Origin of the sequence: Streptomyces sp. bgisy159 (assembly GCF_965341775.1) — a bacterium.
Taxonomy (GTDB): Bacteria; Actinomycetota; Actinomycetes; order Streptomycetales; family Streptomycetaceae; genus Streptomyces.
In genome coordinates, this window is sequence record NZ_CBDQZH010000005.1 from 187,605 (window position 1) to 210,317 (window position 22,713).

The 22,713-nt window shown below is 72.5% G+C and carries 24 protein-coding genes; 14 read left to right on the forward strand and 10 right to left on the reverse strand.

Annotated elements, in window-relative coordinates; genetic code table 11:
• Window positions 1-399 precede the first annotated feature (399 nt).
• The 7 genes from ACSLTV_RS07835 (at window position 400) to ACSLTV_RS07865 (ending at window position 5,112) form a co-directional block, all read left to right on the forward strand.
• Complete coding sequence (locus ACSLTV_RS07835) at window positions 400-639, forward strand: chaplin (RefSeq protein ID WP_432133092.1); 240 nt, start codon at window positions 400-402, stop codon at window positions 637-639.
• Window positions 640-816: 177 nt separating this feature from the next.
• Window positions 817-1,662: a hypothetical protein gene (locus ACSLTV_RS07840; RefSeq protein ID WP_432156637.1), complete on the forward strand. Its 846-nt coding sequence runs from the start codon at window positions 817-819 to the stop codon at window positions 1,660-1,662.
• Window positions 1,663-1,923: 261 nt separating this feature from the next.
• Window positions 1,924-2,214: a hypothetical protein gene (locus tag ACSLTV_RS07845; protein WP_432133090.1), complete on the forward strand. Its 291-nt coding sequence runs from the start codon at window positions 1,924-1,926 to the stop codon at window positions 2,212-2,214.
• A gap of 204 nt (window positions 2,215-2,418) precedes the next feature.
• Entirely contained in the window at window positions 2,419-2,919 is a 501-nt protein-coding gene (locus ACSLTV_RS07850; protein ID WP_432156636.1) for a DUF5949 family protein, read from the forward strand.
• 172 nt (window positions 2,920-3,091) lie between these two features.
• The gene (locus ACSLTV_RS07855; RefSeq protein WP_432133088.1) at window positions 3,092-3,598 is read left to right on the forward strand and encodes a hypothetical protein; all 507 of its coding nucleotides are present in this window, start codon (window positions 3,092-3,094) and stop codon (window positions 3,596-3,598) included.
• Between the two features lie 163 nt (window positions 3,599-3,761).
• Window positions 3,762-4,262 (forward strand): tyrosinase family oxidase copper chaperone, encoded by a 501-nt coding sequence (locus tag ACSLTV_RS07860; protein WP_432133087.1) that lies wholly within the window; start codon window positions 3,762-3,764, stop codon window positions 4,260-4,262.
• Window positions 4,246-5,112 carry a tyrosinase family protein gene (locus ACSLTV_RS07865; protein WP_432133086.1) on the forward strand — a complete coding sequence of 289 codons (867 nt, stop codon included), beginning with the start codon at window positions 4,246-4,248 and terminating at the stop codon, window positions 5,110-5,112. Before ACSLTV_RS07860 ends, ACSLTV_RS07865 begins: the two co-directional genes overlap by 17 nt.
• A gap of 132 nt (window positions 5,113-5,244) precedes the next feature.
• On the opposite strand, the gene ACSLTV_RS07870 is transcribed toward ACSLTV_RS07865, so the two are convergent.
• On the reverse strand, window positions 5,245-5,526 hold the full coding sequence (locus ACSLTV_RS07870; protein WP_432133085.1) for a chaplin: 282 nt from the start codon (window positions 5,524-5,526) through the stop codon (window positions 5,245-5,247).
• 151 nt (window positions 5,527-5,677) lie between these two features.
• On the reverse strand, window positions 5,678-5,866 hold the full coding sequence (locus ACSLTV_RS07875; RefSeq protein ID WP_432156635.1) for a hypothetical protein: 189 nt from the start codon (window positions 5,864-5,866) through the stop codon (window positions 5,678-5,680).
• Window positions 5,867-5,993: 127 nt separating this feature from the next.
• On the opposite strand from ACSLTV_RS07875, the gene ACSLTV_RS07880 reads away from it, so the two are divergent.
• A complete protein-coding gene (locus ACSLTV_RS07880) occupies window positions 5,994-6,278 on the forward strand; it encodes a DUF6059 family protein (protein ID WP_435611879.1) in 285 nt (94 codons plus the stop codon).
• 12 nt (window positions 6,279-6,290) lie between these two features.
• Here the strand turns inward: ACSLTV_RS07880 and ACSLTV_RS07885 are convergent, their stop codons facing one another.
• The 5 genes from ACSLTV_RS07885 to ACSLTV_RS07905 all read right to left on the reverse strand — a co-directional run bounded on the left by ACSLTV_RS07885 (window position 6,291) and on the right by ACSLTV_RS07905 (window position 12,366).
• Entirely contained in the window at window positions 6,291-7,520 is a 1,230-nt protein-coding gene (locus ACSLTV_RS07885; protein ID WP_432156633.1) for an FAD-dependent monooxygenase, read from the reverse strand.
• An 8-nt stretch (window positions 7,521-7,528) separates the two neighbouring features.
• Window positions 7,529-9,382, reverse strand: coding sequence for an asparagine synthase (glutamine-hydrolyzing) (asnB, locus tag ACSLTV_RS07890; protein ID WP_432156632.1), 1,854 nt, complete (start codon window positions 9,380-9,382; stop codon window positions 7,529-7,531).
• 91 nt (window positions 9,383-9,473) lie between these two features.
• Window positions 9,474-9,731, reverse strand: coding sequence for an acyl carrier protein (locus ACSLTV_RS07895; protein ID WP_432156631.1), 258 nt, complete (start codon window positions 9,729-9,731; stop codon window positions 9,474-9,476).
• Window positions 9,732-9,766: 35 nt separating this feature from the next.
• Window positions 9,767-10,972 carry a ketosynthase chain-length factor gene (locus ACSLTV_RS07900; RefSeq protein ID WP_432156689.1) on the reverse strand — a complete coding sequence of 402 codons (1,206 nt, stop codon included), beginning with the start codon at window positions 10,970-10,972 and terminating at the stop codon, window positions 9,767-9,769.
• A gap of 80 nt (window positions 10,973-11,052) precedes the next feature.
• A complete protein-coding gene (locus tag ACSLTV_RS07905; protein ID WP_432156630.1) occupies window positions 11,053-12,366 on the reverse strand; it encodes a beta-ketoacyl-[acyl-carrier-protein] synthase family protein in 1,314 nt (437 codons plus the stop codon).
• 170 nt (window positions 12,367-12,536) lie between these two features.
• On the opposite strand from ACSLTV_RS07905, the gene ACSLTV_RS07910 reads away from it, so the two are divergent.
• Window positions 12,537-14,168, forward strand: coding sequence for an NAD(P)/FAD-dependent oxidoreductase (locus ACSLTV_RS07910; protein ID WP_432156629.1), 1,632 nt, complete (start codon window positions 12,537-12,539; stop codon window positions 14,166-14,168).
• Between the two features lie 487 nt (window positions 14,169-14,655).
• On the opposite strand, the gene ACSLTV_RS07915 is transcribed toward ACSLTV_RS07910, so the two are convergent.
• Both ACSLTV_RS07915 and ACSLTV_RS07920 read right to left on the reverse strand, forming a co-directional pair.
• A complete protein-coding gene (locus ACSLTV_RS07915) occupies window positions 14,656-15,216 on the reverse strand; it encodes a flavin reductase family protein (protein ID WP_432158436.1) in 561 nt (186 codons plus the stop codon).
• A 23-nt stretch (window positions 15,217-15,239) separates the two neighbouring features.
• Entirely contained in the window at window positions 15,240-16,070 is an 831-nt protein-coding gene (locus ACSLTV_RS07920; protein ID WP_432158437.1) for an AfsR/SARP family transcriptional regulator, read from the reverse strand.
• Window positions 16,071-16,394: 324 nt separating this feature from the next.
• On the opposite strand from ACSLTV_RS07920, the gene ACSLTV_RS07925 reads away from it, so the two are divergent.
• Window positions 16,395-17,732 carry a cation:proton antiporter gene (locus ACSLTV_RS07925; RefSeq protein WP_432158438.1) on the forward strand — a complete coding sequence of 446 codons (1,338 nt, stop codon included), beginning with the start codon at window positions 16,395-16,397 and terminating at the stop codon, window positions 17,730-17,732.
• A gap of 153 nt (window positions 17,733-17,885) precedes the next feature.
• On the opposite strand, the gene ACSLTV_RS07930 is transcribed toward ACSLTV_RS07925, so the two are convergent.
• Entirely contained in the window at window positions 17,886-18,488 is a 603-nt protein-coding gene (locus ACSLTV_RS07930) for a TetR/AcrR family transcriptional regulator (RefSeq protein ID WP_432133084.1), read from the reverse strand.
• Window positions 18,489-18,688: 200 nt separating this feature from the next.
• On the opposite strand from ACSLTV_RS07930, the gene ACSLTV_RS07935 reads away from it, so the two are divergent.
• From ACSLTV_RS07935 to ACSLTV_RS07950, 4 genes are all read left to right on the forward strand, one after another.
• On the forward strand, window positions 18,689-19,696 hold the full coding sequence (locus ACSLTV_RS07935; protein ID WP_432133083.1) for an ATP-binding cassette domain-containing protein: 1,008 nt from the start codon (window positions 18,689-18,691) through the stop codon (window positions 19,694-19,696).
• 29 nt (window positions 19,697-19,725) lie between these two features.
• Entirely contained in the window at window positions 19,726-20,583 is an 858-nt protein-coding gene (locus tag ACSLTV_RS07940) for an ABC transporter permease (RefSeq protein WP_435611880.1), read from the forward strand.
• 259 nt (window positions 20,584-20,842) lie between these two features.
• Window positions 20,843-21,499: a LuxR C-terminal-related transcriptional regulator gene (locus ACSLTV_RS07945; protein ID WP_432158439.1), complete on the forward strand. Its 657-nt coding sequence runs from the start codon at window positions 20,843-20,845 to the stop codon at window positions 21,497-21,499.
• 75 nt (window positions 21,500-21,574) lie between these two features.
• Window positions 21,575-22,705 carry an acyltransferase family protein gene (locus tag ACSLTV_RS07950; protein ID WP_432158440.1) on the forward strand — a complete coding sequence of 377 codons (1,131 nt, stop codon included), beginning with the start codon at window positions 21,575-21,577 and terminating at the stop codon, window positions 22,703-22,705.
• The last annotated feature ends 8 nt before the right edge of the window (window positions 22,706-22,713 follow it).

Genomic DNA, 22,713 nt, shown 5'->3' on the forward strand with positions numbered 1-22,713 from the left:
GTTCCGCGCGGAGTCGGCGGGCTGGGCGGGAGCCGCCGACGAGAGGCCGGCACGGTGAACGGTCGAGAACGTGAGCGAATCTCCCGTACGGCCGCGGCCCCCGCCGCCGCCCGGCGCAGCGGCGGACGCGGTGGGCCCGGGGGGACCGGGGAAGTGCCCATGACCGACGTGACCCTTTCGTGCGATTTGCTGGCTATAGGGGTGCCTCGGACGGGCCGCAACTCTAGCGACTGTACGGACTAATCGGGTGAAACCGGTCAAGTGTGTCGGAATCGCAGGACCGGGCTCTCGGGTACATCACCCCATTGGCGGCACAACCCCCGGCGGCGTGCGGCGTTGACACAGCGCCGGGCATCCCCGCCCGGGTGTTTGTGTCAAAACCCCAAGGAGCACCTCTCCATGTCGCGTATCGCGAAGGGCCTGGTCCTGACCTCCGTTGCCGCCGCGGCCGTCGCCGGCGCCTCCGGCATCGCCGCCGCCGACAGCGGCGCGAACGGTGTCGCCGCGCACTCCCCGGGCGTGCTGTCGGGCAACGTCGTCCAGGTTCCCGTCCACGTGCCGGTCAACGTCTGCGGTAACACGGTCAACGCGCCCGGCCTGCTGAACCCGGCCTTCGGCAACATCTGCGTCAACGACTGACCTCGGTCTGACGTTCACCGACGGACGGCCGCCCTCCAGCCGGGAGGGCGGCCGTTCGCGTTGCTCCGAACGGACGGCCCGCCGTGCGGGACCGCCGACGGGCCCGGATGACACCGCTCGCCTGTGCGGATGCGGCCGTGCGGGTGGTGGCCCGGGGTTAGGGATCTGTTGCGGAGCGTGAGTGACGCTCGCACGGGGGGTCCGACGCACCATCGAAAGGAACCCTCATGCGTTGTCTGCCCGTCCGGCGTATCGCGTCCACCGCACTGTGCGCCGCTCTGGTCATCGGGATCGCCGGCCCCGCCGCCGCGGCCGCCGACGGAACCCCCGAGCCGGGAACGCGCCCGTGCGGCGTCCCGAGCGCCCGTCCCCGGCGCGGACGCGCTGTCCTCCCGGAGCAGGACGCTCGGCGATCTCGGTTCCGTCCTCACCCCGGTCACGGAGCTGCTCGACACCGTCCTGAAGGCCGACAACGGCCAGCTCACCCCCGAGCAGGCCACCCGGCTCGGTGACGCCGTCAAGACGGCCGTCGCCGGGATGGCGGCGGCCCCGGCCGTGACCCTGCCGCAGACACGGACCCCCGCGCTGCCGCAGACCCCAGCGCTTCCCGCGCTGCCCGAACTCCCCGCCCTGCCTGCCGTACCCGCCGTGCCCCCGCTGCCGCTGCCGGCCGTCAAGAGCGGTCAGGCGGACGACAAGGCGGACGCCCGGCGGGCGGCGTCGGCCGATGTCCAGGACGACGCGATCGCCGCCGTCCAGAAGGCGGTCGGAGAACTGCTCGCGGCGGCGACCTCGGGCGACGTCGGCAAGGTCGTCCCCTCGGCCACCGGCGTGATCAACAGCCTGGTCGACCTGGTCGCCGCGACCCTGCTCGGCGCCGGACTGCCCGCCGCCGACATGACCGGCCTGCCCGAGCTGGCGAGCCTGCCCGCCGATGCCGCGTCCCTGCCCGCCGCCGAGACGCCGTCGTTGCCCGCGGAGGTGCCCGCGCTGCCGGCCGGCATCCTGCTGCCCGCGTCCTGAGCCCGACGGCACCACGGGTACCCGTGCCGCTTGCCGCACCCCGGAAATCCGGACGTCAAGTCCGGGCCTCATGTGCGGATCCCGTGCGAGGACGGGAAAGGCCGATGGACCGCCCCCTTCGATCGGGTGGCCCGCCGCCGGGGTGCGGAAAGTCTCCGCGCACGGGGTTTCCGCCGCGCCCGGGAATCGTTACGCACGGCGTAAGGAACTCCCTGGTGACTTGAGTTGCCGAGTTGCCGGGTTGCCGAAGAAAGGAACCCGATGAAGTCCCTGAAGGCTGCCGCTGTCGTTGCCGGAACCGTGGCCCTCGCCGGCGCCGCCGCGCCCGCGTTCGCCCACAGCACCGCCGACCTCACGCCCACCAGCCTCAACGGCGCCGTGAACACGCTCACCAAGGGGCCTCTGGGCACCCACGACCTGATGCCCCTGCAGCACCAGTCGGACGCCCTCGACACCGAGAACCAGGACTCCGTGCTGAGCACCGTCAAGGGCGCCACCGGCGCGCTCAACTCCGGCAACGCGCTGCTCGGCGGGCTGCCCCTGAAGGGCTGACCGCACGACCCCGCGCACAGGGCCGGTTCCGTACCGCACGGGACCGGCCCTCGGCGTCGCCCGGCGACCCGGACCGGGCGGGCGCGCCGGGTCGTTCGAAGCGGGCCCGTACGGGTCCCTCGTTCGTGTGGAGCCCCCCGGCCGCGTCCTCCGCTCGGGTGAGAACCCGTCCGGCGGCCCCCGGCGCGTCGATAAGGTCGCGCGGTGACCTCAACCTCAAGCGAAACCCGCCCCTTCCGCCCCGCCGACCTGGGCACCCTGGTCGTCATGCCGTGGAGCGGCGAGGCCCCCGACGGCACCGACATGCCCTACCTGCTCGCCTACTCCCTCGGCGACGGCCCGGAGGGCCCCGAGGCCGCCACCGCGGCCATCGAGCGGATGCTCGCCGACCAGGGACTGCCCGTAGGCGGCGACGTCGTCGACGGCACCGGGCGGCCCAGCCTGCCCGTCACGCTCCTGGTGGAGTCCGGTGCGGCCGTGCTGAACATGCCGAGCCTCAACGCCCAGTGCACGCCACCGCAGGAGTGGCTGGCCGCCGTCGACGAGCGCGGCTACGCCTACCTCGTCTTCACCAGCCGTCCCTGGCCCGAGGCGGAGCCCGGCAAGGCCGTGGAGCCGGAGGCGCTGGCCGCGTTCGCGGGCGCCGAGGAGACCCTGAAGGCCGCCGCCCACGTCGTCCTGCCCGCCCGGAGCCTGCGCGCCTGACCCCTCCCGGACAGCGCGACCGAGAATTCCGGCGACGTGGTCGGCTGAGTTGACAATTCGGCTTTCGGGCGAATAGCGCACCCGGGGGAAATGTGGACTGGGTCGTTTCGCCGCTCGTTACTCGGTACGCACGCACAGCCCGCTCCGCACACCGAAAGGGTCCGGACCCGAGATGAAGTCGACCACCCGAGGAACCGTCGCCGCAGTACTCATGGCGGCCGGCGCCGCCACCGCGACCCCCGCCGCCGCGGTCGGAACGGTCCCCGTGCCCGTCCCCCTGGACGGCGTCGAGAACTCCCTCAACGTGGAACTGCCCCGGATCGGCGGCGAGGTACCGCTGCCCGTGCCCGGGGTGCCCAACGGGCCGCAGTACGTCGAGGGCCGGCTCATCCCCGAGCGGGTGATCCCGCAGCTGCCGGTCGGCGCCGGGCTTCCGGGCGCCCAGGTGCGCGCCCCGCTGCCGGAGATCCTCGGCGACGAGTTCAACCATGTCGGTGTCTCGGCGCCCGCCTCCGACCTGCGCACCCTCGGCCCCGGCGTCGCGCTGGACGCCCCCCTCACCCCGCCCAACGCCGACAACTTCGGCCTGCCGGACCTGAAGCTGCCGCAGGCCGGCGTGATCACCCCGGTGCTGCAGGCGGTGCCCGGCGCCGACCTGGGGCTGGGCCCGGGCCTGTAGCCGGCCTCCCGCCGCGTCGGACGGGTCCGGGCACGCCGGCCCGGACCCGTCGCCCGTTCCGCGCCGGTCGGGCGGCCCGTCGGGGGTCCGAGGGTGACCGGGCGGCCCCGCCGGCGGTTAGCGCTGTGGACGACGTACGGCCCCACCGGACGAGGAGCACAGCATGGTCGTAGACGTGAGCGGACTGCCCGTCGGCGCGGAGCGCCCCCGGGCGGACGCGGTGAGACCGGTACGCGGTAGAGGGGTGCGCCGCCGGGACCTGGTGCGCGGACTGCTCGGGGCCGCGGCGGCAACCGCCGCCATCGTCCCCGTGGCCGCCGCCTCCCGCCCCCCGCACGACCCGGGCGGCGGCGCCGGCGACACCGGCTTCGACGAGTTCTACCGCGGCCGCCGCCTGGTGGGCGTACCGCCCGCCACGGACCGCGTCGCCGCCGGCCCCGCCGACGACGACGGACGGTGGCGGGTCACCGTGGACGGGCGCCCGCTGCACCTCATGCGCCGCGCCGACGGCACCTGGCTGAGCATGGTCGACCACTACCGCTCGTACGCCACCCCGCTGGCCGCCGCTCGCGCCGCCGTCGACGAACTCGGTCCCGGAGAGCACCTGCTCGACACCCGCACCGGCCATCCGCACCTGGGGGGACACCATGGTCTACACCCGTAAGGACGTCAGCACGCTCACCGCCGGCGAGCGCCGCCGCTTCGTCAGGGCGCTGCTGGAGCTCAAACGGCGCGGCGAGTACGACGACTTCGTGCGCATGCACATCGACTACTACGTCTCCGACGGCGAGCACGGCCTGCGCACCGCCCACATGGCGCCCTCCTTCCTGCCCTGGCACCGCAGGTTCCTGCTGGACCTGGAGCGGGCGCTGCGCCGGGTCGACGACTCGGTGACCGTGCCCTACTGGGACTGGACGCGGGACCGGTCGGCCGGCGCGATCCCCTGGACGGCGGACCTCCTCGGCGGTACCGGGCGGCCCTCCGACCGCCGGGTGACGACCGGGCCGTTCGCCTACGCCACCGGCGACTGGACGCTCACAGTGGGCGTCACCGACGGGGAGTTCCTCACCCGCGACCTCGGCCGGTCCCGCGACCCGATCGAGCTGCCCACCCGCGGCGAGCTGGAAGGGGCGCTGGAGGACCCGGTGTACGACGCCTCGCCCTGGAACTCCACGTCCGGCGAGGGCTTCCGCAACAAGCTGGAGGGCTGGGGGAGCGGGCGCGGCAGCGCCTCCTGGCGCAACCACAACCGAGTGCACCGCTGGGTCGGCGGGGTGATGGTCGGCGGGGCGTCGGTCAACGACCCCGTCTTCTGGCTCCACCACGCCTTCGTCGACCTGCAGTGGAGCCGCTGGCAGCGGCGCCACGCCGAACACCGGTACCTGCCGGCCGAGCCGCCGGGCTGGGGCGACCTCCAGCACGGCCGGATCGTCGCCCGGCACGAGAAACTCCCGCCGTGGGACGTCACCCCCGACGAGCTGGAGGACGTCAGCGGGATCTACCGCTACGGCTGAGCCGCGCCACGGAGGCTCGCCGGGCGGGCCTCACACGGAGAAGAGCCCCGGCGCTCAGGGTGCCGGGGCTCCGTCATGCCCGAAGGGGCGCGCGGCGCGGGTGCCGCGCGGGACGAACGGTCGGACGGACCGTCAGTCGCCGTAGGCGCCGCCGCCGCTGTGGTCGTCGTCCCCGCCGTTGTTGACGCAGCTGTTGCCGAACGCCGGGTTCAGCAGACCGATCACGTCCACGGTGTTGCCGCAGAGGTTGACGGGGATGTTGACCGGGACCTGGACGACGTTGCCCGACAGCACACCGGGGGAACCGACGGCCGCGCCGTGCGCGTCCGCGTCGGCCGAGGCCAGGGCGGCCCCGCCGAGGACCATGGCGCCGGTGCCGACGGCCACCGCGGTCGCCTTCGCGATGCGAGACATCACGTACTCCTTCTTACTCGGGACGTGCGGCAGCAGGTGGCGCGGCCGCACGCCCCGTTCAACGCCGCCGCTCGGGGCGGGTCACGCACGGATCGGCCGGATCGGTGCGGATCACCCTTCTGCCCACCACCGCCGCCCGGGGGACGGGCGGTCAGTCGATGCCGCGGCAGATGTGCGGTTCGAGGTCGCACTCGTCGTCGTAGCCGGCGAGCAGCAGCGGCGGTGAGGGCTGCTGCCGGTCGGGCGGGGGCTCGGCGCCGGCGCGGTGTCCGGACGGGCGGGGCGCGGGCGCGGGGGGCGGGGGTGTCGGGGGCGGGGCGGTGCGCGCCGGGTGCGTCATCTCGGCTTCTCCTTCTGTCTCCTCCGCAGGACTTCCGTCGGTCCTACGCCGGTCCTACGTCGGTCCTCCAGCGGACCGCGGCCGGACGTCCAGCCGTTCCCGACGCCCGGTCGGCACGCTGGGCGGCATGGACGGTTCTTCACCGCGCAGCTCGCTCCTGAGGTCGGTCGGGTGGGCCGTCGTCCACTCCCTGGTGGCCGTCGGCTCGCTGTACATGGCGGTGCCGGAGGCCTGGGCCGCGCTGGCGGAGCATCGGCGGCGCCGGGCGGCCGGCCGGGACGGGGCGCGGCCGCTCGCCGGCCCGCCCGCCGGCCACCCGGAGCGGCTGAGCCCCGAGGTGCCGCTGAGCCCGCTGGAGCGGTGGCTCTCCGAGGAACTGCTCCGGCAGCCGCCCAAGCGCCCCGGGAGATGAACCGCCGCCCCGTCAGCGGGGGACCGGCCGCTGGAACAGCTCGCTGCGGACCGTGATGTCCCGGTTGCCGAAGGCCAGCTGGTCCAGCACCTTGCGGTAGACCGGGGTGCGGGAGACCAGCGCGGCCATCCTGGGGCGGACCACCGAGGCGAGCCCCCCGGTGGACAGCATCATCCGGCCCTGCGTCGCCTGCAGCCGCATCACTCGTCGCACGTCACGCCGCCGCAGGACCGCGTACCGGTCGAGCGCCCCGTCGTCACCGGAGCGCAGGGACGCCAGCAGCGCGGGATGGGCGGCCACCGCGTCCTGGACGGCCAGGTTGATGCCCTGCGCGCCGATCGGCCCGTGGGTGTGCGCGCTGTCCCCGATCAGCAGCAGCCCCGGGCGGGCCCACTCGCGCGCGATGCCGGAGAACACGTCGAGCAGCGACAGGTCCCGGAACGAGGTGATCTCCTCGTCGATCCGCTCCGCCTGGTCGGGAACGGCCGCGCGCAGCCCCTCCTTGATGTGGTCCAGGCCGCGCGCCGACAGCTCCCGGTACGTGCCGTGCGGCAGCGTCCAGCCGATCTGCACGGCCCCCGGGTGGGACGCGTACGCCAGGGCCGGGTTGCCGCCCGCCCGGAAGATCCGTACCTCCCTGGGGGCGGTTCCCCGCGCGGGCAGCCGGAACCAGAGCACGTCCTGGTCGAAGACGTCGTGCCGGTCGTAGCCGATGGCGGCGAGCCGGCGGACCTTGGAGTAGCGGCCGTCCGCGGCGACGACGCGGTGGGCGTGCACCAGGACGTCGCCGTCCGGGCCGCGCCCGAGGGCGCCGCGCACCCGCTGCCGGGTGTCCTCGACCAGCGCCGAGCAGCGGGTGGCGGACAGGTACTCGAAGCCGTCGTGGGCGCGGCACTGGGTGAGCAGCTCCTCCAGCAGGTGCCGTTGCGGCAGGCTCAGCAGGCAGTTGAACGGCCCGGGCAGCCGGCGGTAGTCGCCGTCGATCAGGACCCGGCCGCGCTCCTGCAGAAGGAAGCGGTCGTGCTCGTGGCAGCCGCGCTCGCGCGCCCCGTCGAGGACGCCGAGCGCGTGCAGCAGCGCCTGGCCGCCCGGCTGGAGTATCTCGCCCCGGTACTCGCGCTCCAGCGAGCTCACCTTCTCCATGACGGCGACCCGGACGCCGGAGCGCAGGAGCAGCAGGGCGAGCGTCAGGCCGGCGGGGCCGCCGCCGACGACGCAGACATCGGTGTACGTCTCGGTCACCGCTCACCTCACATGTCGAGGACGACGTCGTACTCGGTGAGCCAGGCGTTCAGCCACAGGGCCATCTCCAGGCTGCCGCGGTCGTAGGGCCGGCTGATGTCGCCGAGCGGGCGCTCGACCGCCCGGGCCGCGCGGGCCCGGTCGAGGAGCGGGAGCACGGGGGCGTCGGAGTCGGCCAGCACGTCCCGCAGTTCGGCGCGCAGGGCCTGCTCGTAGGCCGGGTCCTGGGTGGCGGGGTAGGGGCTCTTGACGCGCTGGAGCACCGACCGGGGCAGCAGATCCGCGGCCGCGGCGCGCAGCAGGCTCTTCTCCCGCCCGTCGAACGACTTCATCGCCCACGGCGTGTTGAAGACGTACTCGACGAGCCGGTGGTCGCAGAACGGCACCCGGACCTCCAGCCCGACGGCCATGCTCATCCGGTCCTTGCGGTCCAGCAGGGTCTGCACGAACCGGGTCAGGTTGAGGTAGCCGACCTTGCGCATCAGCCGGTCGTCGGGGCTGTCCCCGGGCAGCACGGGCACCTCGGCCAGCGCCTCCCGGTAGCGGGCCTCGCGGTAGCCGGGGATGTCCAGCTTGTCGAGGAAGCCCCGGTTGAGCAGGGCGAGGCCGCCGAAGTAGCGGGCCGAGCCGGAGGTCAGCCAGGGGAAGGTGTCGGCGTGCACGGCGCCGGGGTTGCGGAACCAGCGGTAGCCGCCGAAGAGTTCGTCGGCGGCCTCGCCGGACAGGGCCACCGTGGAGTGCCGTTTCACGGCGCCGAACAGCAGGTGCAGGGAGGGCCACATGTCGCCCCAGAAGGCCGGCGGCTGGTCGACGGCGCGCAGTACGGCGGCCCGCAGCTCGGCCCGGGCCAGTTCCTCGCTGCCGAGGACGACCTCGGTGTGCACGGTGCCGACGTGGTCCGCCAGGTCCCGGACGAACGGCGCGTCGCGCATGCCGCGCACCGCGTCCGGTTCGAAGCCCTCGTCGGCGTGGGTGAAGTCCACCGAGAAGGACCGTACGGGGCCGCTGCCGCGGGCCGCCGCCGAGCGGGCGGCGAGGGCGGTCACCGTGGAGGAGTCCAGGCCGCCGGAGAGCAGCAGGCACAGCGGGACGTCCGACACCATCTGGCGGTCGACGATGTCCTCCAGCAGGCCGCGCACCGTGGAGATGGTGGTCGGCAGGTCGTCGGTGTGCTCCCGGGCCTCGAGGGTCCAGTAGGCCCGCTTGCGCAGCCCCTGCCGGCCGATGCGGACCAGGTGGCCCGGCCGGACCTCGTACATCCCCGAGAAGACCGTCGCCTCCGGGGTCTTGACCATGTCCAGGACCTCGCACAGGCCCTCCACGGCCACCCGGCGCGGGGTCAGCGGATTGGCCAGGAGGGCCTTGGGTTCGGAACCGAACAGCACGCCGTGCTCGGTGGGCAGGTAGAACAGCGGCTTGACGCCCATGCGGTCGCGCAGCAGCAGCAGTTCCTCGGTGCGCGGGTCCCAGACGGCCAGCGCGAACATGCCGTTGAGGCGGGGAGCCAGCTCCTCGCCCCACTGGAGGTAGCCGCGCAGCACGACCTCGGTGTCGCTGGCCGTGCGGAAGCGGTGGCCGAGGGTGGTCAGCTCGGCGCGCAGCTCACGGTAGTTGTAGATCTCCCCGCAGAAGGTGAGCACGGCCAGGGTGCGGCCCTCGTCGTCCTGCGCTGTCATGGGCTGGCGCCCGCCCGCCAGGTCGATCACGGAGAGCCTGCGGTGGCCGAGCGCCGCGTGCCGGTCCGTCCACAGCCCCTCGGCGTCGGGGCCGCGGCAGGCCATGGTCCGGGTCATCGCCCACGCGGTCGCCGTCTCCCGCGTCAGGTCGCGCTCGTAGTCGATCCATCCTGCAATGCCGCACATCACCGATCTCCCTCGGATGGGGGCCGCCGGCGGGCACCGCGGTCCGGGCGCGGATCCGCGGTGCCTCGGCGGCCTGTGGTGGGGCGGACGCTCATGCCCGCTGGTCGATACCGGCGCTGACCAGGTCCAGCAGTTGCCGGGGCGTCTTCAGCTCGCCGACGACGTCGTCGGGGAGTTCGACCGCGTAGTCGCGCTCGATGCGGCTGACGGTGTTGAACAGGGCGAGCGAGTCGTAGCCGAGGTCGGCGAAGGCGGTGTCCAGGATGTCGCCGTCGAGGTCGACGGCCTCGTCCTCGCCGGCGCACTCGCGCAGCAGCTCCACCAGGTCCTTGATCTCGAACGTGGCCATGGCAGGAAGTCCTTTCGGGTCGGTCGGTACGGGGGTCAGGCGCCGGTGCGGACCACCAGCGCGGAGTTGAAGCCGCCGTGGCCGCGGGAGACGACCAGGGCGCTGCGCAGGGGCAGCTCGCGCGGGGTGTCGCGGACCAGGTCCAGCAGGTCCGGGTGGGCGGGGTCGGCCACGTTGACCGTGGGCGGCACGACGCCGTCGCGCAGGGACAGCAGGGCCGTGGCCACGTCGAGCGCGGCGCCGCCGGCCAGCAGCCGGCCGGTCGTCGTCTTCGGCACGGTGACCGGCACGGCACGCGGCCCGAACACCGTGGCGAGCGCCTCCGCCTCGACGCGGTCCAGCTCGGGCACGGCGTAGCCGTCGGCGAAGACGACGTCGATGTCCGCGGGGGCCGTCCGGGCGTCCGCCAGGGCGAGTTCCACCGCGCGGCGCAGCCCCGGTTCCCGCCCGGAGCCGGGACGGGGGTCGAACGTGGCCGCGTAGCCGGCGAGTTCGCCGTAGACGCGGTCCACTCCGCGGGCACGGGCCTGCTCGGCGCTCTCCGCGATCAGCAGGGCGCCGCCCTCGCCGACGACGGCGCCGCGCGCCCGCCGGTCGAACGGCAGATAGGCGGCGGCCGGGTCGTCGGCGGTGCTCACCCGGCCGGAGCGGATGACGCACAGCCAGCTCCACGGGGACAGCGAGCCGTCCACGCCGCCGGTCACCATCAGCGCGGTGCCGGCGCGCACGTGGCGGCGGGCCTTGGCCAGCGCGTCCAGCCCGCCGGCCTGGTCCGCGACGATCGCACCGCCCGGTCCGCGCAGGCCGTGCCGGATGGAGATCTGGCCGGTGTTGACGGGGTAGAACCAGGCGAACGACTGGTAGGCGCTGACGTACTTGCCGCCCTTGGACCACAGGGCCTCCAGCTCCTTCTGCCCGAACTCGAAGCCGCCGGCCGAGGCGGCGGTGACCACTCCGCAGGCGTACGGCGGCAGCGAGGCGGGATCGGCGCCGGCGTCCCGCAGCGCCTCCTCGGCCGCGATCAGGGCGAGCCGGGTCATCCGGTCGGTCTGCGGCAGCAGCCGGCCGGGCAGCCGGCCGGCGGCCGGGTACTCGGGCATCTCCCCGGCGACCCGGGCGGAGTAGCCGGTGGGGTCGAAGCGGGTGATGCGGCGGATGCCGCTGTCCCCGCGCAGTACGGCGGACCAGTAGTCGGCGGTGGTCAGGCCCGTGGGGGCGACGACGCCGATGCCGGTGAACACGGTCGGGGACGGCGGGCCGGCGGGGCCGTCGGGCCGGGCGGTGCGGGCCGGCGCCGGTGCGGGCGGGGAGGTCGCGCGGCTCACGGTGTCACCCCGGCCGGACGGCCGAGCACCAGGGCGCTCTGGAAGCCGCCGAAGCCACTGGCCACACTGAGCACCGTGTCGACCCGGTGCTCCCGGGCGGTCAGCGGTACGTAGTCGAGGTCGCACTCCGGGTCCGGCTCGTGCAGGTTGGCCGTGGGCGGGACCACCGAGTGCTCGACGGCCAGGGCGCAGGCGGCGGTCTCCAGCGCGCCGATGGCGCCGAGCGAGTGCCCGATCATCGACTTGATGGAGCTGACCGGGATGTCGTAGGCGTGTCCGCCGAGGCCGCGCTTGAGGGCGTTGGTCTCGTGGCGGTCGTTCTGCTTGGTCGCCGAGCCGTGGGCGTTGACGTAGTCGATGTCGGTCGGGTCGCGGCGGGCCATGTCCAGGGCGGCGGTGATGGCGTCCGCCATCTCCAGGCCCTCGTCGCTGAGCCCGGTCATGGAGTACGCGTTGCACCGGGAGGCGTGGCCGGTGATCTCGGCGTACACGTGGGCGTCGCGGCGCCGGGCGTGCTCCAGTTCCTCCAGGACGAAGACGGCGCAGCCCTCGCCGAGCACGAAGCCGTTGCGGGTGCGGTCGAAGGGCCGGGACGCCGTTTCGGGGCTGTCGTTGCGGGCGGTGGTCGCCTTGATCGCGTCGAAGCAGGCCACGGTGATGGGGGAGATCGCGGCGTCCGACGCGCCCGTCGTGATGACGTCCGCGTGCCCCTCCCGGATCAGGTCGGCGGCGTGCCCGAGGACGTCGACGCCGGAGGTGCAGCCGGTGGAGACCACCCCCACCGGTCCCTCCGCCTCGGCGATCCAGGCGAGTTCGGCGGCCATGGAGGACGGCACGAAGTAGTCGTACAGGTAGGGCGAGGCGTGGAACTCGTCGACCAGCCAGGACTTCCCCTCGTCGCTGACCAGGGCGTACTCGCTGTCCAGGCTCATGGTGCTGCCGCAGGCGGTGCCCATCATCACGCCGGTGCGGTGCGGGTCCGACTGGCCGAGCACCCCGCTGTCCTCCAGGGCCTCCCTTCCGGCCACCACGGCGAACTGGGTGGTGCGGTCCCACTGCCTGCTCTGCCGGCGGGTGAGGCCGGCGGCTATCGGGTCGAAGTCGCATTCCGCGGCCACCCGGGAACGGAACGGCGAGGCGTCGAACAAGGTGATGGTCCGGGTCGCCGTCCGCCCCGAGGTGAGGAGTTCCCAGTACTGTTTTCTGCCGATTCCGCCAGGGGACACCACGCCGATTCCGGTGATGACGACGCGGCGCCCCTCGGGTATTCCTGTCACCGTATCTCCCTCCACTGGCGCTTCCCGGGCCATGGCTGTCCGCGGCCTGAGCGCCGGGCCGGAGTCGAGAATGCGGTGACGCGATCGAGGGTGCTTCGAAACCCGATCGACGGACCGCGGACGATCGGATCTCGAACGGGCCTCGAAGACCCCTTGGTCCACTGATCCGGCACACCGTCGTCGGAGCGAAGGGGAACGTGAATATGCGGCGCGACGAAGGAACGTACGACGTCGTCATCGTCGGAACCGGTCTGTCCGGGACGATGCTGGGCGCCATTCTGGCGAAACACGGATTCCGTACGCTGCTGCTGGACGGAGCCCAGCATCCGCGCTTCGCCGTCGGGGAATCCACGATCGGGCAGACGCTGTTCATTCTGCGTCTTCTCGCACACCGTTACGGGGTGCCCGAAATAGGTCACCTCGGAAGCTTCGACAGCGTGCTGAAACACGTGGGCTCCGCGCACGGCCAGAAGAGCAATTTCGGATTCATCATCCACCGGGACGGCGAGGAGCCGGACCCGCGCGAGACGAACATGTTCCGGCTGCTCGACGTCACCGGCAACGCGGCCCACTTCTTCCGCCAGGACAGCGACGCCTACATGTTCCACACGGCGCTGGCCTACGGCTGCGAGGCACGGCAGAACTACCGGGTCTCCAAGGTGGACTTCGCCGACGACGCCGTCACCGTCATCGGCGCCGACGGCTCCAGCTACCAGGCCCGCTACATCGTCGACGCCAGCGGTTTCCGCTCGCCGCTCGCCGAGCAGTTCGGGCTGCGCGAGGAGCCGGGCAATATCAGGCACCACGCCCGGTCCGTCTTCACGCACATGATCGGGGTCGAGCCGGCCGACGACCACCTGCTGCACGGGGACGAGGACCGGCCGCCGGTGCCCTGGCACACCGGGACGCTGCACCACATGTTCGACCGGGGCTGGCTCTGGGTCATCCCGTTCGACAACCACCCGGGGGCGACGAACCCGCTGTGCAGCGTGGGGCTGCAACTGGACGAGCGGCGCTACCCGGAGGAGCCGGGGCTGTCCCCGGAGGACGAGTTCTGGAAGCACGTACGGCGCTTCCCGGCCGTCGAGCGGCAGCTGGCCAACGCCCGCAGCGTCCGGGAGTGGGTGCGCACGCCGCGCATGCAGTACTCCTCGACGCGCACGGTCGGCCCGCGCTGGTGCCTGATGTCCCACGCGGCCGGCTTCATCGACCCGCTGTTCTCGCGCGGTCTGTCCAACACCTGCGAGCTGATCAACACCCTGGCGTGGCGGCTGATGGAGGCGCTGCGCGAGGACGACTTCGAGATGGCGCGGTTCGAGCCGGTGGAGCGGCTGGAGCTCGGGCTGCTGGACTACAACGACAAGCTGGTCAACGCCTCCTACATCGGCTTCCAGAACTACGACCTGTGGAACGCGGTCTTCCGGATCTGGGTGGCGGGCAGCGCGGTGGGCAGCAAGCGGTTCCTCAACGCGCTGGCGGCCGCCAAGGCGTCCGGCGACGACGGGCCGCTGCGCGCGCTCGACGACAGCAAGTACCCCGGGCTGTGGTGCCCCACCGACTTCAGCGCGGAGCTGTTCGAGGAACTCGTCGCGCAGTGCGACGCGGTGGACGCGGGCCGGGTGCCGGCGCAGGAGGCCGCGGACACCATGCTGCAGCGGATCCGGGAGTCCGACTGGATGTTCCCGGCGCTCGGGCTGAACCGGCCCGAGGAGCGGTTCATCAGCCCCACCGCGGAGAACATGCAGGTCGTCGCCGAGTGGGCCAAGAACCACCCGCGCCAGGAGATCCGCGACCTGCTGGCGGTGTCACCGCAGAAGGTGCAGTCGACGCTGTGAGCCCCGCACCCGGCTTCCCGGGCCGATGACGGTGCCCCGGGCCGATGACGGTGCCCCGGTCTGACGACGCCGTGCGGGCGGTCTGACGACGCCGTGCGGGCGGTCTGACGACGCCGTGCGGGCGGGCCGACCGCCCGGGCGGACGTCGTGTGCCGCCACCGGAGATGTCCGGTGGCGGCACGTCGTGTTCGGGGCGGGGAGCGGGCGCGGGGCGTGTTCGGGGCGGGGAGAGGGCGCGGGAGGGGATGGGGCGTGTTCGGGGTGGGGGCCGGTGGCGGGGGTGCGGTGGCGGGTGCGAGGGCATCGGTGTGCGGGGCGCCCCCTGGTGTGGGGTCGCCCCGTCGTGTGGGTGGTTCCGGGGTGCGGGTGGGTGGTTGGGTGACCGTGTCGGGTGGTGGCCGCGTCGTGCCGGTGACGTCCGGGTGCGGGGCGCCGCGAGCCACCGGGATCGCGGGACGCGAGCCGGGGCTCGGGACGGAATCGCCGGTCAGCCTTCCGTGGCCAGGGTCAGCCCGGCGCCGAGGGCCTCGCGGTCGGGCCAGGCGGCGTACTCGCGCCGCCAGTACATCAGGGGGCCGTGGGTCCGCAGCGCGTCGCCGCCGACGATGGTGCCGATGACGACGGTGTGGTCGCCGGCGGCGATGGCCGAGTCCAGCCGGCACTCGGCGTAGGCGACGGTGTGGTCCGGCAGCCAGGGCAGACCGAGCGAGTCGGTGGGCCGCCAGTCGACGGCGGCGAAGCGGTCCGCGTCGCGGGCGGCGAAGTGGGCGGAGACCCATTCGCGGTTGGCCCGCAGCATGTTGACGGCGAAGGCGCCGGCGCCCAGCATCTCCCGCAGGACCCGGCTGCCGCTGTTGACGCACACCAGCAGCAGGGGCGGGTCCTGGGACACGCTGCACGCCGCGCTACAGGTGAAGCCGCACGGGGCGCCGTCGGCGTCCACGGTGGTGACCACGGTCACGCCGGTGGGCAGCGCCCCCATGACGGCGCGGAAGGTGTCGGCGTCGACGGGAACGGCCGGGCCGTTCGGGCGGTGCTGGACAGCCATGGGACATCCTCGTTTCCGGAGTGCTACAGGGCGGGGGCGGAGGCGCGGCGGGCTGCGGGACGCGGGGGCAGGGGGAGGCGGGGGTGCGGGGCGCGGGCGCGGACGTCGGCCGCGAGGATCTCCTGGTGCAGCTGCCACAGTTCCGGTGAGGGCTCCAGTCCGAGCTCACGCCGCAGCAGGTCGCGGACCTTCTGGTAGGCGTGCAGGGCCTCGCTGCGCCGTCCGGAGCGGTGCAGGGCCGTGATGAGCTGGCCGTGGAACCACTCGTTGAGCGGGTGCGCGGTGACCAGGGAGCGCAGATCGGCGATGAGTTCCCGGTGGTTGCCCAGGTGCATCTCGGACCGGACACGCAGTTCCTGGGCCGCTATATGGCGCTCCTCCAGGTTCACCACATAGCCGTGCAGTACGTTTCCGCACTCGACGCCGGCCAGCGGGGAACCCGTCCACAGGGCGAGTGCCTCTTTCGCGTAGCGGGCGGTGGTCCGGAAGTCCTCGGCCGTCGCGGAAACCTGTGCGCCGGCCATGAGCGAGTCGAACGCGGTGATGTCGAGGGAGCTTTCCTCCACCTGGAGGACGTAGCCCGGCGCGGCGGTCCTGACGATCTCCTCCGCCTTTTCCGGGCCGACCGCGCGTGCCAGTGACTTACGCAGGTGGTAGACGTACGTCTGCGTGGTGGTGACCGCGGTCTGCGGTGACTTCTCGCCCCAGAGTTCCTCGATGAAGGCGTCGAGCGGGACGACCTGATTCGCCCTCAGCAGAAGAAGTGCTAAAACCTTCTTCACCTTCGGGGCGCGGGGGGTGTATATGTGCTGATCGTGCGTCACTTCCAGTGGGCCGAGAAGCTTGTATTTCACTCAGCTGTCCTTCCGGTGGAAATTGCCGGTTGCTCGACGAGCACTGGCCAGAACTTTATGGCTTGTCTAGATCACCAGCAATGGAGCCTTCTGAAGGTTGGCCTCGGTGGGCCGGGCGGATCAACGGCGATGTAACTTTCGATGTAGCGGGACGGAAGGAAATCACCACGTTTGGTGAGATGTGCCCGACTCGGGAAACTGGCTGGAATGACGCCCTCCGCAACTTCGGCCCGCGGCGTCCCTCGTCCGGCGCTGGATCACCCCTAGGACCGCCGGTGCGACGGTGTGCGCTCCGTCCACGTTCGAGCGACGCAGGGGAGTGCCATGCCGATCGCCCTGCCGGTGACCCCCATCCCGGCCCACTCGCTGCTGGTGTTCCTCCTCCAGGCCGGACTGCTCGTCCTGCTGGCCCTGGTGCTCGGCCGGCTGGCCGTGCGCTGCCGGCTGCCCGCCGTGGTGGGGGAACTGTCCGTCGGCGTGCTGCTGGGGCCGACGGTGCTCTCCCACGCCTGCCCCGCGCTGTCGGACTGGCTGCTGCCGCAGCGCGCCGACCAGTTCCACCTGCTGGACGCGGTCGGGCAGTTGGGCGTCCTGCTGCTGGTCGGCGTCACCGGGATGGAGCTCGACCTCGGACTGGTCCGGCGCCGGCGGCGCACCGCGCTCGGTATCAGCGTGACCGGGCTGGCGCTGCCGCTCGGACTGGGCTTCCTGGCCGGCTGGTACGCGCCGGGCTCCTTCGTCGGCGAGGCGGTGCGGGAGCGCTACGTCTTCGCCCTCTTCCTCGGCGTGGCGCTGTGCGTCAGCGCGATACCGGTCATCACCAAGACGCTGGCCGACATGAACCTGCTGCACCGCAACGTCGGTCAGCTGACCCTGGCGGCGGGCGTGATCGACGACGTCGTCGGCTGGATCCTGCTGTCGGTCGTCTCGGCCGCGGCGACCACCGGTGTCCGGGGCGGGGCGGTGGCCGCCTCGCTGCTGTGGCTGGTCGTGGTGGTGGGCGCGGCGGCGACGGTGGGGCGCCGGCTGGTGGGCGCCGCCATGCGGGCCGCCGAGCGCGGCCGGGCGCCGGGCTCGCCCGTCGCCGTGGCGGTCGCGACGGTCCTGCTGTGCGGGGCGGCGACCCAGGCGGCCGGGCTGGAGGCGGTGTTCGGAGCGTTCCTGGCCGGCCTGCTGCTGCGGCCGTCCGGGGCGGCGCAGTACGCGCGGCTGGCGCCGGTGCGCTCGTTCGTGATGAGTGTGCTGGCGCCGCTGTTCTTCGCCACGGCGGGGCTGCGGGTGGACCTCTCGGCGCTGGGGCGCCCCGCGGTGCTGGGAGCGGCCCTGGCGGTGCTGGGGCTCGCCGTGGCGGGGAAGTTCGTCGGGGCCTTCCTGGGGGCCCGGTTCAGCCGGCTCAGCGGGTGGGAGGCGCTGGCGGTGGGCGCGGGCATGAACGCGCGCGGGGTGATCGAGATCGTCGTGGCGTCGGTCGGGCTGCGGCTCGGGGTGCTGACGACGCAGTCGTACACCGTGGTCGTGCTGGTGGCGGTCGCCACGTCGGTGATGGCCCCGCCGGTGCTGCGCCTGGCGACCAACCGCATCGAGCACACGGCGGAGGAAGCCCTCAGGGCGCGCGTCACCGAGCGGACCCGCGGCGACGAGACCCAGATGGACCCGGCCTGACCCTCGCCGGGGCCCGACCCGTGGACGACGTCGTCCCGGCCGAGCCTGCCCCCGGGACACGCGCTTCCGCGAGCGCGGTCGCGGCCCGGGCGGGCTGCGGTGCTCCCGGTGGTGGGCGGGGCGCGGTGCCGTCCCCCTCGGCCCCGCGGCCGGTCAGCCCGTGAGCAGCGCCGACACCGTGGAGCGGATGTGCTCCCGCAGTACGTCCGTGCTCAGGTCCTCGTAGAACGACGTGTACATCACCAGCGGGCCCATCATCGCCCCGAACGCGCACCCCAGCCGGATGCGGTCGGCCGGCGGCAGTGAGGGGTCGGCGAACAGTCTGCCCAGCGGCTCGCCCTGCGCCTCGATCTGCGGGCCGAGCACCGGATCGTCGGCGAACAGCTTCTGGAAGGCGTCGTCGTTGCGGTCCCAGACCATGAACAACTGCCGGTTGGCCAGGGCGATCTCGATGATCTGGTCGAACGCGCGCTGCCAGGCCGCCGCGTCCTTCCCGGCCACCGCCAGGCGGTCCGCGATCCCGCCGTTGACCTCCATGATCTGTTCGACGATGGAGCGCGCGATGTCCTCCTTCGTCCGGAAGTGGTAGTAGATCGCGGCCTTGCTCACGTTCAGCCGTTCCGCGATCTCGCGCAGCGAGGTGCCGCCGTATCCCTGGGTGGTGAACAGTTCCCGGGCCACCGCGAGCAGCCGGTCGCGGGTGTTGGCGGCCGGTTCCTTCCTGCTGACCTGGTCCTTCACTGTCTGGCTGGCCATGTCGACAGACGTCTCCTTGACGATCGGCTAGTGCTTGGCTTACCGTTTGGCAAGTGACCGCTGGCCGCTCTACCAAGTCGGAACTTGCCGCTAGGGCCAATTATCCGCTGAACAGTAGCAAGTAGGAATCCACGCGCGGTCGCGCCGGACCGGCTCCGCCGGTCGCATCCCCCTGACCACTGTGCGATGAGGAGAGGACCGTGTCGGTTTCCGTCGGAGGTGACACCGCCATCAGCGTCAAGGGCCTCGTGAAGCGGTTCGGTGACTACGAGGCCCTCAAGGGCGTCGATCTGGACGTGCCCACGGGCTCCGTCGTCGGCGTCCTCGGCCCGAACGGTGCGGGCAAGACCACGACCGTCCGAGTGCTCACGACGCTGCTGCGGCCCGACGCCGGCCAGGTGCTGGTCGCGGGTCACGACGTGCTCAAGAACCCGGGCGGGGTGCGCCGCGCCATCGGGCTCACGGGCCAGTACGCCGCGCTGGACGAGTTCCAGAGCGGCCGCGACAACCTGGTCATGATCGGCCGCCTGGCCGGGCTGCCCCGGCGCGCCGCCCGTGACCGTGCCGAGGAGCTGCTGGAGGAGTTCGACCTGGTCGAGGCCTCCGTCCGCCCCGTGAAGGGGTACTCGGGCGGTATGCGGCGCCGGCTCGACCTGGCCGCGAGCCTGGTCGCCCGCCCCCGCATCCTGTTCCTGGACGAGCCCACCACCGGCCTGGACCCGCGCAGCCGCAACGTCATGTGGGACGTCATCCGCGACCTGGTGGCCGACGGGACGACGCTCTTCCTGACCACCCAGTACCTGGAGGAGGCCGACCAGCTGGCCGACCAGATCGTGGTGATCGACCGCGGCCGGACCGTCGCCAAGGGCACCCCCCGCGAGCTCAAGTCCGTTCTCGGCGGCGCCCAGTTGGAGGTCGTGGTGTCGGCCGGCAGCGATCCGGCCGCCGCCGCGCTCGTCCTCGGCCAGTTCGGCACCGGTCCGGCCACCATCGACTCCGCGACCCGTCACGTGCAGGTGCCGGTGGCCACCCGCGCCCGGCTGGCCACCGATGTCGTCCAGGCGCTGCACGTCTCCGGGATCGACCTGGACGACTGCTCGGTACGGCGCCCCTCCCTGGACGACGTCTTCCTCGCGCTGACCGGTCACTCGACCCTCGGCGAGGACCGGGTGGCGTTCGAGAGCGACACCGTCGTCCAGGCCGGCTGACCCCGCACCGCAGCATTGGAGAACACGAGATGACCACCCTCACGGTTGCCCCCGGAAGGGGCACCGGCGCCGGGCCGCACCCGGTCGCCCGGATCAGCCAGGTGCTCGGCGACACCGTCGTCCTCGCCCGCCGCAATCTGGCGCGGACGCTGAGCGAGCCGGAGTCCCTGATCGACGTGACGCTCACCCCCGTGGTGTTCACGCTGCTCTTCGCCTACGTGGTGGGCGGCGCCATCGCGCTGCCCGACGGGGTCAGCTACCACGACTACCTGATCCCCGGCATGTTCGCGATGACCATGGCCTCGGCCTCCACCGGCACCGCGACCGCCGTCAACCACGACATGGCGAACGGCATCATCGACCGGTTCCGCTCGCTGCCGATGTCCCGGGCCGGGGTGCTGGCCGGGCAGAGCCTCGCGGACCTGCTGACCACCGTCATCGCCGTCGTCGTGCTCGCCGCGACCGGCCTCGCCATCGGCTGGCGCATCCACACGGACGCCGCGCACGCGGTCGAGGGCTTCGCCCTCATCCTGCTCTTCGCCTACGCCCTCAACTGGGGCATGGCCTGCCTCGGCATGGTCTTCCGCAGCGCCGAGGGCGTCCAGCAGTTCGGGGTGCTGATGATGCTCGGACTGACCTTCGTCTCCAGCGCCTTCGTCCCCACCGAGGGCATGCCGGCCTGGCTGCGCGAGGTGGCCAACTGGAACCCGCTCAGCGCGCTGTCCGCGGCGATCCGGGAACTCTTCGGGAACCCCAACCCGGCGAGCGGCGTCCACGCCTGGCCGCTGCAGCACCCGGTGCTCGCCACCACCGTCTACTCCGTCGCGATGATCGTGCTCTTCGCCCCGCTCGCCGTACGGCTCTACCGGACCCGCACCGCAAAGTAGTCAATTCAAGCGAACACAGACCCCTCTCATCTTTGAGCGGGGTCTGCCGGTTATTCCCCGACGATCGCACTCGGCGCGGAGGGGCTAATTCCGCATGCCCTCACCGCCCGGAAACGGTCTTCATTGCCCAACCTTTACTCCAGGAAACGGAGGTGTCCGATAGGATGCGTCAGTAATGGCCTATCTGCACATGTTGGCGCTCCGCTCGATCGGTTAACGTCCCGGCATTGTTCGAGTCGTACTCACGGGGGTTCAACGGATGTCGTCGAAGCAGATCCGGATACTTCTGGTCGATCATCAGACGCTGCTCAGAGAGTCGCTCGGCGCGCTGCTCGCCGCCGAGCGGGACCTGGTGCTGGTCGGGTGTGTCGCCGGCGCCGACGAGGCGGTCGCCCTGGCGGGGCGGACCCAGCCGGAGATCGTCATCTTCGACGCCGACCGGCCGGAGCGGGTCAAGGAGGTGTACCTGCGACTGCGCCAGGCCGCCCGCGACTCCCGCTTCCTGGTGCTCAGCTCGCACGACCACCCCGCTCTGCTGCAGGAACTGCTGGCCGTCGGGGTCAGCGGATATCTGACCAAGACCGTGACCGTGCTGGAACTGGTCACGGCCATCCGCACGGTCGCCGCGCGCGACGGGCGGGTGGTCCTCTCGGTGGCCCGCTCCAGTATCGAGGGACTCGGCCGGGCGGAGGACGACGGGGGGCTGTCCCAGCGGGAGAAGGAGATCCTCAGGCGCATCGCGGACGGTCTGAGCAACGGGCAGATAGCCCGTCGGCTCGCCATTTCCGAAGGCACCGTCAAACGCCATGTGCACAGCATCTTCGTCAAGCTCGGAGCGGTCTCCCGAATTGATGCGGTGAATAAATACACGGGCACTCTGTCCGGGCGTGTGAAGCTCTACGAGCCCGCCTCCTGAAAGGCGTCGGGCAATTCGTCCGATCGGCTGAAATCATCTCTGTACGCCTATAGATGACTCCTTTACCTTGCGCCTATGGCCCAGAGTCGATATCGGAGTAAATATCGCCCGGAATTCGATGGGATCAGAGCACTCGCCGTGCTGGGCGTGCTCTTCTACCACGTCGGACTCGTGCCCTGGGGATGGGTCGGCGTCCCTCTCTTCTTCGTCCTGAGCGGGCACTTCGTCACCCGCACGCTGCTCAAGGACCCGGCCGCGACCCGCACCCGGCGGGCCCGCGGCTTCGCCCGCAACCGGCTGCTCCGCCTGGCCCCGCTCCACCTGGCGTTCTGCGCGGTGCTGACCGTGCTGGCCGCCGTCCACTACGGCGACGGATCGATCGGGCGCAATCTGCCCTACCTGTGGACGTGGACCTTCGATCTGACGACCATGGCGCACGATTTCCGGCCCACCTCGATGCAGCTCTACACCCACATGTGGTCGCTCGCCGTCGAGGTGCAGGCCTACGTCCTGTGGGCCCTGCTGGCGCTGCTGCTGCCGCGCCGGTGGCTGGTGCGCACGCTCGTCGTCCTGGCACTGGCCGGTCCGGTGCTGCGGGTGGCGCTGTGGCTGGTGCTGACCGGGACCGGCCATCCGCCGGAGCTCCGGCCGGTGACCCTCTACACCTCGCCGGTGACGTACGCCGACGCCTTCGCGGCCGGGGCGCTGACCGCGCTCGACGAGGTACGGGCGCGGCTGCGCACGGTCGCACGCGTGATGCCGGCGCTGTTCGCCGCGGTGACCGCCGGCCTGGCGGTGCACGCCCTGGCCGACGGCCGGGGCCTGCCCGGCGACCTCGGCTTCCCGATCCTGCTGGCCGACCGCTACGGCTGGGTCTGGCAGTACACCCTGCTCGCCTGGGTCTTCGCGGCGGCCGTCCTCCTGGTCCACGACCGCCCCGCGTCGGACGCCGGCCTGCTCGGCCGGGCCCCGCTGGTGCGCGTCGGCGTGATCTCCTACGGCGTCTACGTCGTCCACGTGCCTCTGCTCGGCGTGGTCCAGCGGGTCCGCGGCGGTGAGGACGTCCCCTGGAGCACGGCGGGCCTGCTGGTCGCGGTCACCGTCCTGGGCGCGGCCCTGCTGCTCGCCGAAGCCAGCTACCGTCACCTGGAGCACCCCTTCCTCCGGCGGAAACGCGACGGCCTCCTCTCGCCCCCGGCACCGTGACCCCGGCG